The 12,437-nt window shown below is 70.3% G+C and carries 7 protein-coding genes; all 7 read left to right on the plus strand.

The genetic code is table 11. The annotated features are described in order from the left end of the window. Nucleotides 1-136: 136 nt before the first annotated feature. The 7 genes from ABH941_RS37285 to ABH941_RS37315 all read left to right on the plus strand — a co-directional run bounded on the left by ABH941_RS37285 (nucleotide 137) and on the right by ABH941_RS37315 (nucleotide 12,334). The gene (locus ABH941_RS37285; RefSeq protein WP_370135208.1) at nucleotides 137-1,669 is read left to right on the plus strand and encodes an alpha-N-arabinofuranosidase; all 1,533 of its coding nucleotides are present in this window, start codon (nucleotides 137-139) and stop codon (nucleotides 1,667-1,669) included. A 1,373-nt stretch (nucleotides 1,670-3,042) separates the two neighbouring features. Beyond that, nucleotides 3,043-4,092: a LacI family DNA-binding transcriptional regulator gene (locus tag ABH941_RS37290; protein WP_370135210.1), complete on the plus strand. Its 1,050-nt coding sequence runs from the start codon at nucleotides 3,043-3,045 to the stop codon at nucleotides 4,090-4,092. A gap of 180 nt (nucleotides 4,093-4,272) precedes the next feature. Continuing rightward, entirely contained in the window at nucleotides 4,273-5,433 is a 1,161-nt protein-coding gene (locus ABH941_RS37295) for a substrate-binding domain-containing protein (RefSeq protein ID WP_370135213.1), read from the plus strand. A 10-nt stretch (nucleotides 5,434-5,443) separates the two neighbouring features. Further along, a complete protein-coding gene (locus ABH941_RS37300) occupies nucleotides 5,444-7,042 on the plus strand; it encodes a sugar ABC transporter ATP-binding protein (RefSeq protein ID WP_370135216.1) in 1,599 nt (532 codons plus the stop codon). Continuing rightward, a complete protein-coding gene (locus ABH941_RS37305) occupies nucleotides 7,039-8,061 on the plus strand; it encodes an ABC transporter permease (RefSeq protein ID WP_134009846.1) in 1,023 nt (340 codons plus the stop codon). Before ABH941_RS37300 ends, ABH941_RS37305 begins: the two co-directional genes overlap by 4 nt. Nucleotides 8,062-8,239: 178 nt before the next feature. Further along, nucleotides 8,240-11,464 carry a LamG-like jellyroll fold domain-containing protein gene (locus tag ABH941_RS37310; RefSeq protein WP_370135219.1) on the plus strand — a complete coding sequence of 1,075 codons (3,225 nt, stop codon included), beginning with the start codon at nucleotides 8,240-8,242 and terminating at the stop codon, nucleotides 11,462-11,464. Nucleotides 11,465-11,839: 375 nt separating this feature from the next. After that, nucleotides 11,840-12,334, plus strand: coding sequence for a DUF3145 domain-containing protein (locus ABH941_RS37315; RefSeq protein ID WP_370135222.1), 495 nt, complete (start codon nucleotides 11,840-11,842; stop codon nucleotides 12,332-12,334). Nucleotides 12,335-12,437: the final 103 nt, after the last annotated feature.

A 12,437-nucleotide genomic window follows, 5' to 3' on the forward strand; every position in this document is an offset into this window, starting at 1 on the left:
CATATCGTGCGTGGCGTGGCCCCTGCCCTGCGGGCCACGCCGCGCAACAGGACCGGGTGCGGGGCCTTGAACCGATCCGACGGGCCCCGCACCCGCCGCACCTCCCGCACTCCCCAGCAATCCCCGAAAGGCAGTCATGCCCAGCGACGCCCGTCTCGTCCTCGACCCCGCGTTCTCCGTCGGCACGGTGGACCCCCGCCTCTTCGGCTCCTTCGTCGAGCATCTGGGCCGCTGCGTCTACACCGGTATCTACGAGCCGGGCCACCCCGCCGCCGACGCCGAGGGCCTGCGCACCGACGTCCTGGACCTGGTGCGCGAGCTGGGGGTCACCGCGATCCGCTACCCCGGCGGCAACTTCGTCTCCGGCTTCAAGTGGGAGGACAGTGTCGGCCCCGCGGAGGAGCGGCCGCGCCGGCTGGACCTGGCCTGGCGGTCCACCGAGACCAACCGCTTCGGGCTCTCCGAGTTCATGGACTTCCTCCGCAAGGTCGAGGGCACCTCGCCGATGATCGCGGTCAACCTGGGCACCCGCGGCGTCCAGGAGGCCCTTGAGCTGCAGGAGTACGCCAACCACCCGGCCGGCACCGCCCTCGCCGACCGGCGGATCAGCCATGGCGACAAGGATCCCTTCGGGGTCCGGTTGTGGTGCCTGGGCAACGAGATGGACGGCCCCTGGCAGATCGGCGCCAAGGACGCCGACGAGTACGGCCGCCTGGCGGCCCAGACCGCCCGCGCCATGCGCATGATCGACCCCGATCTGGAGCTGGTCGCCTGCGGCAGCTCGTCGCAGTCCATGCCGACCTTCGCCACCTGGGAAGCGACGGTGCTCCAGCACACCTACGACGTCGTGGACTACATCTCCATGCACGCCTACTACGAGGAGCTGGAGGGCGACCGCGACTCCTTCCTGGCCTCGGCGGTCGACATGGAGTCCTTCATCGACAACGTCGTGGCCACCTGCGACCACGTGGGGGCGCGGCTCAAGTCGTCGAAGAAGATCAACATCTCCTTCGACGAGTGGAACGTCTGGTACCTGACGAAGACCCAGGCCGCCGAGCCGCTCAACTGGGAGGAGGCGCCGCGGCTGCTGGAGGACGTCTACTCGGTCACCGACGCCGTCGTCTTCGGCTCGCTGCTGATCGCACTGCTGCGCCACGCCGACCGGGTCACCGTCGCCTGCCTGGCCCAGCTGGTGAACGTGATCGCCCCGATCATGACCGAGCCCGGCGGCCCCGCGTGGCGCCAGACCACCTTCTACCCCTTCGCCCAGGCCTCGGCCTACGGCCGCGGCCGCGTGCTCACCGTCAACGTCGACAGCCCGACCTACACCACCGCCAAGTACGGCGAGGTCCCGCTGCTGCACGCGACCGCCACCATCGACGACGAGACCGGCGCGGTCACCGTCTTCGCCGTCAACCGCAGCCAGACCGAAGCCCTCCCGCTCACCGTCGACCTGCGCGGGCTGAACCACCTGACCAAGGTCATCGAGCACTCCGTCCTGACGGACGCCGACCCCGACGCCCGCAACACCCTGGAGCAGCCGGAGCGGGTCACCCCGAGGGCGGTCGAGGGGACCGCGCTGGCGGCGGACAGGGCGGGCGCGGGTGCGGGCACGACCCTGAACGCGTTGCTCCCGCCGCTGTCGTGGAACGTGATCCGGGTGGGGTGACTGGCGGCGGGCGGGCGGGGGAGGCGGGGCGGCGTCCGCCGGTGGCGGGGCGGGGTCCGTCTCGCTGCCGAGCCCCCTTCCAGCGGCCGGGTTTCCGGTGCGCGATTGCTCCCGCTGATCGTCCGTCGCCTCCGTGGGGCACGCCGGTCCGTGGGTGTCTGGGGTGGCTCGCTCCGCTCGCTGGCCAACTGCGAGGAGCGGGGCGGTTGGTGGGGCGTGCGTTGCCGGGTGCGCGCCGGTGTCGGGGCTGCAGAAACGTTCCTTCGGGCCGGATTGCCCGTTCTGGGGGGAGTTACAACCATGCTGGGGTGAATTACACCCATATATGGTTGCTACGGCACCCAGCGTGGTTGTAACTCTCCCCAGCAGCCCGTCAAACCGCTCGAATGGCCCTCGAGCGGGGTCGTTGGGGACGTCTGGCCTCGCCCTGGGGTAGATCCGCCTCGCTGAGCGAGTCCAGCACTCCCCAGGGTGAGGCCAGACTTCCCCAACCACCCGAACGGCAGGCGCGAAAGCCCCGCCCCCCGCCCCGCGCCCCCGCCAAACGCTTCGCGCCGGACCAGGGCCGCCCCCGGCCCTTGTCGCGCGGCGGAGCCGCTTCTGTCCGGGCGGAGCCCGGGAGACGGCGGGCAACGCGCCCCACCACACGCTGCCGTTGCAAGCGTGGGGCGCCACCCCCGCCCACCGCAAAACGCTTCGCGCCGGACCGGGGCCGCCCCCGGCCCTTGTCGCGCGGCGGAGCCGCCTCGTTCCGGGCGGAGCCCGGGAGATGGCGGGCAACACGCCCCGCCACACGCTGCCGTTGCAAGCGTGGGGCGCCACCCCGGCCCACCGCGAAACGCTCCGCGCCAGTGCAACCCCGCCCCGGCCCTTGTCGCGCGGCGGAGCCGCTTCTGTCCGGGCGGAGCCCGGGAGACGGCGGCCGACGCGCCCCACTCAACGTTGCCGTTGCCCGGCGGTGCGGGGCCGAGCCCGGTGCGGGGCCGAGGCAGGGCAGGGGCGAGGCGGGACGGGCAAGTGGTGCGGTGGGGGTACAGGTGCGAGCGGGTGCGGAGGGTGTGGTTGTGGTGTGGGACTGACGGGCACTCAAGCAGCTGGCCGGTTTTGGGCGCCAGGGGTTTTTCCGGTCTGCACCGCACTCGGGCCCTGTGCTCCCGGGCGCCGTGCCGGCCGTCCGTGTCGGGCGGGTTCCCGGGTCGCTGTGGGTGCGCTCCCAGGTAGCCGAAATGTGACCTGCGCTACCCGTTGACGCGTTGTCATGTGAGCGTTAACAATGCAGTGTCGGAAACGGCGGGGAAACAGATGCCGTACCTTGTCGAAGAGTCCCGAGTGCTCAAGAACGCCGTATCGGCGCAGGTCGGAGTGAGGAATTCATGGGAGCAGCGAACACCGTCAACGGGCGTCAGCCGGTCATGGCCGACGTCGCGCGGCTGGCGGGCGTCTCGCACCAGACGGTCTCCCGAGTGCTCAATGACAATCCGCACGTCAAGGAGGAGACCAGGGAGCGGGTGCTGGTCGCGATCCGGGAGCTGGACTACCGTCCGAACTCGGCCGCGCGCACCCTGGTCACCCGCAGGTCGCAAACGCTCGGGGTGGTCAGCTTCGACACCACCCTCTACGGGCCGGCCTCGATGCTGTACGGCATCGAGCAGGCTGCTCGCAGCGCCGGGTATTTCGTCAGCATCGCGAGTCTGCGTTCGCTGGACGGCCGGTCGGTGCAGGAGGCCGTGGACCGGCTCAGGGACCAGGCGGTGGAAGGTGTGCTGGTGATCGCGCCGCAGACCTCGGCCGTCGGGGCGCTGGCGCAGGTCCGCAGTGCGGTTCCGGTGGTCGCCGTCGGTTCGGGCACCCAGGCCCGGGTGCCGGGGGCCGCCGTGGACAACGAGGCCGGGGCGAGGGCGGCCACGCAGTACCTGCTCCATCTGGGTCACCGCACGGTGCACCATGTCGCGGGACCTTCGAACTGGCTGGACGCCCAGGCCCGACGCGCCGGCTGGCGTGCCGTGCTGGCGGACGCGGGCGCTCCGGTGCCCGAGGTCGTCAGCGGGGACTGGAGCGCCAGGTCCGGCTACGAGGCCGGGCTGCACCTTCTGGAGAACCCTGAGGTCACGGCCATCTTCTGCGCCAACGACCATATGGCGCTCGGGGTCCTCCGGGCGCTGAACGAGGCCGGTCGCGGTATCCCCGCTGACATCAGCGTGGTCGGCTTCGACGACATCCCCGAGGCCTCCTACTTCACTCCTCCGCTCACCACCGTGCGCCAGGACTTCGGCGAGTTGGGCCGCCGCGGGCTGGAACTGCTGGTGGCGCAGGTCGAGGGCGAGGCCGGCAGCAAGGATCGGGTGCTGGTCGCCCCTGAGCTGGTGCTCCGGGGAAGCACAGCGGCGGCACCGCCTGTCGCGTCGGCTGAGGGCCGGCGGTAGCACCGCACGGAAGTACGGAAAGCACGGCTGCACGGCAGTACGGAAGCACGTCCGCACACGCTCGAATGCACGTTGCACTTGTTCAATTGTTAGCTGTCGTCTGCTCAATTGTTAGCGCAAACAATTCTGGCGGGGTGTTCGCTCCGCCGTGCCTGGAAACCGATCGAGAGGACCACCACCATGCCGTCCGCACTCAACTCCAGCAGCACGAGATCCAAGAAGCTCGCCGTCGTGGGCACCGCGCTGCTGCTCGCCCTCGGTGCCGCAGCCTGCAGCAAGACCGGCGCCGCCGGCGGAGGTACGTCGGCCGCGGCCTCCGGGGGGACCAGCTCCGCCCCGGCCGTCACCCTCTCGGGTGACATCTCGTTCAACGACGCCAACCTCACCAAGCTCGACGCCGCGATCAAGGCCGCACTCGCGGGCAAGGACCTCTCCAAGCTGGACGAGGCCATGGTCGTCAACGTCGCCGTGGACTACTGGAACGCGGGCAAGGTCGGCTTCAACAAGGGCCTGTCCGACCTCGGCATCAAGGGCACCTTCCAGGCGCCGCCCAACGGCCGGCTGGACCAGCAGCTGTCGATCATCCAGACCCTGCGCGGCCAGGGCATCACCGGCCTCACGGTCTCCGCCATCGACCCGACCGCCATCAAGGCCCCGATCGCCTCGGCCAACTCGGCCGGGATCCCGGTCGTGGCCATCGACTCCCCGCTGCCCGCCGAGGACGGCTCCGCGCTCTACCTCGGCAGCCTCAACGAGCAGTTGGGCGAGAAGGCCGGCGAGGCCATGAAGCAGGTCCTCAACAACCAGGGCGAGGTGGTGATCCTCACCGGGTCGCTGACCGCCTCCAACTCGCTGGAGCGCATCGCCGGGTTCAAGAAGGCCCTGGAAGGCTCCAACATCAAGATCACCCAGACCCTGAACGACGGCACGGACGCCTCCAAGGCCCTGTCCAACGCCTCCACCTCGTTCCAGACCGACCCCAACGTCAAGGGCCTGTACGGGGTCTACTCCTACGACGGCCCCGCCGCCGGGCAGGCCGTCCAGTCGGCCGGCAAGACCGGTGCGATCAAGGTCATCTCCTCCGACAGCGACGCGCAGACGCTCAAGTTCATCCAGAGCGGCGTCATCCAGGCCACCGTGCTCCAGCAGCCCTACCAGCAGGGCTACACCGGCGCCTACCTGCTGGCGGCGTTCAAGGTGCTCGGCAAGGACGCGACCCTGGCGCTGGTCAAGCCCTACCTGGAGAGCGACGGGACCAGCCTCAGCACCGGCGCGGGTGTGGTGACCCAGTCCAACATCGCCGCCTACCAGGCCATGCTGACCCAGCTCGGCATAGGCTGAGGTAAACGATATGGCAGCCGTGGAAGCACGGACCGCGGGGGACACGGCGGCTCGCGTCGCCGTGTCCCTTCGGGGAGTGAGCAAGAGCTACGGGCCGGTCAAGGTGCTGGACATCCCGGAGCTGGAACTGATCAGCGGTCAGATCGTGGGCGTGGTGGGCGAGAACGGCGCCGGCAAGTCCACGCTGATGGGAGTGCTGTCCGGCACGGTGGCCGCCAGCACCGGCAGCATCGTGATCGACGGGCAGGAGCTGCACAGCGGCCGCCCGGACCACGCCCAGAGCCTCGGGGTCAGCCTGGTCGCCCAGGAGTTCCCCCTGGTCGGGCAGTTGAGCGTGGCCGAGAACCTGCTGCTGGGCCGCCGTCCCACGAGCAGCGAGGGCCGCCGTTTCGGCAGCAGCTGGCGCTACGACCGGGCCGGCACCAAGGCTGAGGCCCGGGCGCTGCTGGCGGACGTCGGGGTCGAGGGCGTGGACGTCGACCGCCCGGTGGAGCGGCTGCCCGTCCCGGTCCGGCAGATGATCGAGATCGCCAAGGCCTGGGGCCACCACCCGTTGGTGCTGATCCTGGACGAGCCGACCTCCTCGCTGGGGCCGGTGGAGGCGGACAAGGTGCTCGCGCTGGCCCGTCGGCACGCCGAGTCCGGCGGAGCGGTGCTGTTCATCGGGCACCGGCTGGACGAGGTGAGGTCGCTGGCCGACCGGGTGATCGTGCTGCGCGGCGGCCGACTGGTCGCCGACCTGACGCCGCAAGATGCCTCCGAGGAGCGGCTGATCCGGGAGATGGTCGGCAGCGAGCTGGCCAAGGCCGACGTCAGCCCGCCGCCCTCGGTCGAGCGCGAGGTGGTGCTGCGGACCGAGGGTCTGACGGCCGACGGCCTCGGCCCGGTCGATCTGGAGGTGCGGGCCGGGGAGATCCTCGGCGTGGCCGGGCTGATGGGCTCGGGCCGCAGCCGGCTGCTGCACACCGTGATGGGCGCCCAGCCCAGGACCGGTGGCACCGTCGAGTTCAAGGGCGAGCCGTTCCACCCGCGCCATCCGGCCGACTCGGTCGCGGCCGGGATCGGTCTGGTGCCGGAGGACCGCAAGGAGCAGTCACTGGTACTGGGCGCCTCGGTGCGCTGGAACATCACCCTGGCCACCCTGCGCCGGATCAGCCGCCGCGGGGTGCTGACCCCGCGCGCCGACCGCGAGCACGCGGCCCGGCTGGTCCAGGAGCTGGGCGTGCGGCTGCACTCGGCCGAGCAGCCGGTGGGCGACCTGTCCGGCGGCAACCAGCAGAAGGTCGTCTTCGGCCGCTGGCTGGCCACCGAGCCGCGACTGCTGCTGCTGGACGAGCCGACCCGCGGCGTGGACGTGGGGGCCAAGGCGGAGATCTACGGGCTGATCGACGAGGCGGCCAAGGAGGGTCTGGCGGTGATCGCGGCCTCCTCCGAACTGGAGGAGCTGCTGTGGATCTGCCACCGGATCGTGGTGATGGCGAACGGCCGGGTGGTCGCCGACATCCCCAGGGAGCGGTTCAGCAAGGAACTGATCATGACGGCCGCAGCGGGGACGCAGGGCACTGAGTCCTCGGAAGCGCAGGCCGCAGCGAAAGAGGCGATGGCATGAGCAGCAGCACGGACACCGCGCCCGCTCCGGCGGCGCCGGCCGCCGCGCCGAAGCCGGGCGCAGGCCTGCTCCGGCGGCTGGTGGAGACGCCCGAGGTGGGTGTGGTCGTGGCCTGCGTGGTGGTGTTCACCGCGCTGGCGATCGACAAGTCGACCTTCGCAAGCGCGGTCAACCTGCAGGGCATGGGCTTCGACCTGGCCCAGTACGGACTGATCGCCATCGGTGAGTCCCTGGTGATCCTGACCGGCGGCATCGACCTCTCGGTCGGGGCGCTGCTGGGCACCAGCGTGATCCTGGCCTCCTGGTTCAACGTCAGGGCCGGGCTGCCGGCCGGGGTGGCGATCCTGTTCACGCTGGCGATCTGCGGCACCGTGGGCCTGATCCACGGGCTGGCCGTGACCCGGCTGAAGATGCCGCCCTTCGTCACCACCCTGGTGACCTACACCGTCGCCCAGGGCGTGACCCTGGCCATCACCTCCGGCACCTCCATCCCCGGCATCTCCGGCTTCTTCGCGAACCTCGGCCAGAGCTACCTGGCCCAGATCCCGGTGCCGCTGGTGCTGTTCGTGATCGTGGCGGTGGCGGCCTGGTTCTTCCTGGAGCGGACCTACCAGGGCCGTCAGGTGTACGCGGTCGGCGGCAACGCCGAGGCCGCCCGGCTGGCCGGCATCCGGGGCAACCGCCGGGTGGTGTCCATGTACGTCACCAGCTCCCTCCTCTCCGGGCTCGGCGGCATGCTGGTGCTCGGCCGGATGGGCGTCGGCTCCGCGAGCGGGGTCGGCGTCGGCTGGGAGCTCTCGGCGATCGCCGCGGCGGTCATCGGCGGGGTCAGCCTGATGGGCGGTCAGGGACGCATCGTGGGCATCGTGGCCGGCGCGGTTCTGCTGGAGCTCATCAACAACGGCCTGACCACCCTGCAGATCAACTCCAACTACACCCAGATCGTGCTGGGCACGGTGCTCGGCATCGCGATCACCGCCGACCGGCTGCGGGCACGCCGACTCGCCAAACGACGCTGAACCGTCGACTGATCGTCTGACCGACCGACAGCGGAGAGCTGACTCGGGTCGGCGACCGGGCACCCCGGTCGCCGACCCGCGCGAGTTCTCGGCTCGGCATGCCCGGGCCCCGGCTCGGCCCCACATCATCACAGCACAGCACGTACGGATCGGGATCCATCGTCAGCTGAGAGGTGTCATGTTCACATCACGAATGAGACCGGGGCGCGGTCGCGTCGTCGCCCTCACCGCCACCGCCGCGATGCTCTTCGGCGGCCTCACCACCGCCATCGGCAGCGGCACCGCGGGAGCGGCCACCACCGCGCCCAGCCTCGCCGCGCACCTGGCCCTGGACGAGGGCAGCGGCACCAGCGCCGCCGACTCCTCCGGCAACGGCCACACCGGCACCCTCGGCAGCGGCGCCACCTGGAGCGCCGGCCAGGTCGGGGCGCACGCGGTCAGCTTCAACGGCACCGGCAACGGGAACGTCGACATCCCCACCCCGGTCGTCGACACCACCCAGAGCTTTACCGTCTCCGCCTGGGTCAAGCTCAACAACACCTCCGGCTACCAGACCGCCGTCAGCATCGACGGCACCAACGTCAGCGGCTTCTATCTGCAACTGCGCGGGGACACCGGCGACTTCGCCTTCACCCGGCTCTCCTCCGACTCCACCTCCGCCGCCACCTCGGCGATCGCCACCGACGGCGCCGCCCCCTCCACCGGCACCTGGTACCACCTGGTCGGCGTCGACGACGAGAGCGCCGGCAAGCTGCACCTCTACGTCGACGGCGCGGCGCAGACCGACGCCGCCTACACCGGCGGGGGCTGGAAGGCCGCCGGGCACACCCTGATCGGGCGCGGCCTGTTCGGGGGCAACCCGGTGGACTTCGTCAACGGATCGGTGGACGACGTCCAGTTCTACCAGGGGGCACTGACAGCCGATCAGGTCTCCGCCATCAACACCTCCGCACACTGGGGTCTGGACGAGGGCAGCGGCACCAGCGCCGCCGACTCCTCCGGCAACGGCCACACCGCCACCCTGGGCAGCGGCGCGAGCTGGGCCACCCCGGGCCGGGTCGGCGCGCACGCGCTGACCCTGGACGGCACCGCCAACGGCAACGCCACCGCGACCGGCGCCGTGGTCGACACCCGGCAGTCCTTCTCGGTCTCTGCCTGGGTGAAGCCCACCACCGTCAGCGGCTTCCAGACCGCGGTCAGTATCGACGGCGCCAACGTCAGCGGCTTCTATCTGCAACTACGCGGTGACACCGGCAAGTTCGCCTTCACCAGGCTGGCCTCCGACTCGGACTCGGCGGCCGTCGCCACCGTACCGGCCAGCGCCGCGCCCACCGCGGGCCAGTGGTACCACCTGGTCGGGGTGGACGACGTAGCGGCGGGCAAGCTCTCGCTGTACGTCAACGGCGTGCTGCAGGGGACCACCGCGTACACCGGCGACTGGCAGGCCACCGGTGACACCGTGATCGGCCGGGGCCGCTACAACGCCGCGCCCGCCGACTTCTTCGGCGGCGGCGTGGACGACGTCCAACTGTTCGACCACGCGCTCACCGCCGACGAGGTGCAGACCGTGGTCGGCACCTCCGGCGGCACCCTCAGCGTGGACGCCGCCAACCCGGCCCACGCGCTGCCCTCCACCTTCTTCGGGGTGATGACCGAGGACATCAACCACTCCGGCGAGGGCGGCCTCTACGCCGAGCTGATCCAGAACCGCTCGATGATGGCCAGCAGCACCAGCCCGGTCGACTGGTCCGCGGTCGGCGACTCCGCCATCGCCCTGGACACCGCCAACCCGCTCAACACCGCGCTGACCCAGTCGCTCAAGGTCTCGCTCAACACCGCCACCAAGGACAGCCGGGCCGGGGTCGCCAACTCGGGCTTCTGGGGCATCCCGGTGGCCGCGAGCCGCAGCTACAAGGTCAGCTTCTTCGCCAAGGCCAGCGCGGGCTTCAGCGGTCCGCTCACGGTCGACGTCGAGGGCCCCGACGGCACCGTCTACGCCAAGGGCCGGGTGGACGGGGTCGGCACCGGCTGGAAGCAGTTCACCACCACCATCAGGACCGGTGACGACGCTCCGTCCACCGCCGCCGCCCGCTTCGTCGTCTCCGCGCAGACCGGCAGCGGCGCGACCCTGTGGCTGGACGACGTCTCGCTCTTCCCGCCGACCTACGGCAAGGTCAAGAACGGTCTGCGCACCGATCTGATGACCAAGATCGCCGGGCTGAAGCCCTCGTTCATCCGCGAACCGGGCGGCAACTACCTGGAGGGCAACACCCTCGCCACCCGCTTCGACTGGAAGAACACCATCGGCCCGGTCTGGACCCGCCCCGGCCACCAGGACGACGCCTGGGGCTACTGGTCCACCGACGGCATGGGCCTGCTGGAGTACCTGGAGTGGGCCGAGAGCCTCGGCGCCCAGCCGCTGCTCGCCGTCTACGCCGGCTACAACCTCAACGGCAGCCATGTGGATCTGAGCCAGCTCGGCCCCTACGTCCAGGACGCCCTGGACGAGATCCAGTACGCCACCGGCTCCACCAAGACGGTGTGGGGCGCCAAGCGCGCCGCCGACGGTCACCCCAAGCCGTTCAGCATCGGCTATGTCGAGGTCGGCAACGAGGACCAGTTCGACGGCTCCGGCAGCTACGACGGCGACAACGGCCGCTTCGCGCAGTTCTACGACGCCATCAAGAAGGCATATCCCGCCATCAAGATCATCGCCACCACTGCGGTCAAGTCCCGCACCCCGGACGTGCTGGACGAGCACTACTACGAGACCCCGGCCTGGATGAACAGCCACGCCAACCTGTACGACTCCACCTCCCGCAGCGGCCCGAAGATCATGGTGGGGGAGTGGGCCTCGCAGGAGGGCAAGCCGACCCCGGACCTCAACGCGGCGCTCGGCGACGCCTCCTGGCTCACCGGCCTGGAACGCAACTCCGACGTCGTCACCCAGGAGGCGTACGCGCCGCTGCTGGCCAATGTCAACAGCGTGCAGTGGAACACCAACCTGATCGGCTTCGACGCGCTGACCAGCTACGGCTCGCCCAGCTACTACGCCCAGTCGATGCTGGCCCAGCACCATGGGGACCAGGTGCTCAGCGCCGCCTACGCGGGAATCGGCGGCTTGAACACCGTGGTCACCAAGGACTCCGCGACCGGCCGGATCTACATCGCCGTGGTCAACCCGGGCGGCACCGCCCAGCCCGTCACGGTCGACCTGGCCGGCGCCGGCACGGTCGCCGACACCGGGAGCCAGACGGTGCTCAGCTCGGCCCACCCGACCGACACCAACACCATCAGCGACCCCGCCCATGTCGTCCCGGTGACCAGTCCGGTGCACGGGCTCGGGACGACCTTCACCCGGACCTTCGCCGCCTACTCGCTGACCATTCTGACGCTCAATTAGGTTAATCATCCAAGAGGATGAATACGGTCATCCGACAAGCACGCGCATTCCACCCTTCCGGGGTGGGATGCGCGTGCTTTTGGGTGGTTCCGATGGACCGTCACCCACAGCGGGCCGCAGCGCGGTACCGTTTCCTCAGCATTCCGATGAGCGCTCAACTTCTTGATGGATGGGCCTAATCGGGCGGATTTTGGACACGACGAGTGAGCCCGTGTCCGATTTGTTGAGATAATTGACCGAGTAGTGTTTACGGAACGTCACTTCGGGTAGTCATCCCCATGGTGACGTGTTGACATCATGTCGGCATCTGGAGTTCTCGGACGTGGCAACGAGGCCGCTGGGGAAGGCGCCCCTCGCACCACACTGGAGGTCCCGGTGACGACTCGTGGAGTTCTCTATCTGCACTCCGCGCCGCGTGCGCTCTGCCCGCATGTCGAGTGGGCCGCAGCCGGCGTGCTCGGCGTGCGCGTCAGTCTCGACTGGATTCGCCAGCCGGTCGCTCCCGGCACCTGGCGTGCCGAATTCTCCTGGCAGGGCGAGCCCGACACCGCCTCCCGGCTCGCCTCCGCGCTGCGCGGCTGGCAGTTGCTGCGGTTCGAGGTGACCGCGGAGCCCTCGACCGGCCTGGAGGGCGAGCGCTACTGCAGCACGCCCGATCTGGGCATCTTCCACGCCGTCACCGGTGTGCACGGCGACATCCTGATCCCCGAGGACCGGCTGCGCTCCGCCCTGCTGCGGGCCCGGATGGGCGAGGGGGATCTGGAGTCCGAGATCTCCCGGCTGCTGGGCAAGCCGTGGGACGACGAGTTGGAGCCGTTCCGGCACGCCGGCGACGGAGCTCCGGTCCGCTGGCTGCACCAGGTCGTCTGAGCTGCTGGGGACAGGCCGCCGGAGGATGCGCGGAGGGGGCGCATCCGCATAATTCTGCGCCGGGCGTCGGCGCCGTGATCCAACTCATGGCCGCAATCAGGTC

The organism is Streptacidiphilus sp. EB103A, from assembly GCF_041261405.1.
GTDB lineage: Bacteria > Actinomycetota > Actinomycetes > Streptomycetales > Streptomycetaceae > Streptacidiphilus.

Coding starts and splice junctions, on each gene's coding strand:
- ABH941_RS37285 (WP_370135208.1), top strand. CDS start 137: ATGCCCAGCGACGCCCGTCTCGTCCTCGACCCCGCGTTCTCCGTCGGC.
- ABH941_RS37290 (WP_370135210.1), top strand. CDS start 3,043: ATGGGAGCAGCGAACACCGTCAACGGGCGTCAGCCGGTCATGGCCGAC.
- ABH941_RS37295 (WP_370135213.1), top strand. CDS start 4,273: ATGCCGTCCGCACTCAACTCCAGCAGCACGAGATCCAAGAAGCTCGCC.
- ABH941_RS37300 (WP_370135216.1), top strand. CDS start 5,444: ATGGCAGCCGTGGAAGCACGGACCGCGGGGGACACGGCGGCTCGCGTC.
- ABH941_RS37305 (WP_134009846.1), top strand. CDS start 7,039: ATGAGCAGCAGCACGGACACCGCGCCCGCTCCGGCGGCGCCGGCCGCC.
- ABH941_RS37310 (WP_370135219.1), top strand. CDS start 8,240: ATGTTCACATCACGAATGAGACCGGGGCGCGGTCGCGTCGTCGCCCTC.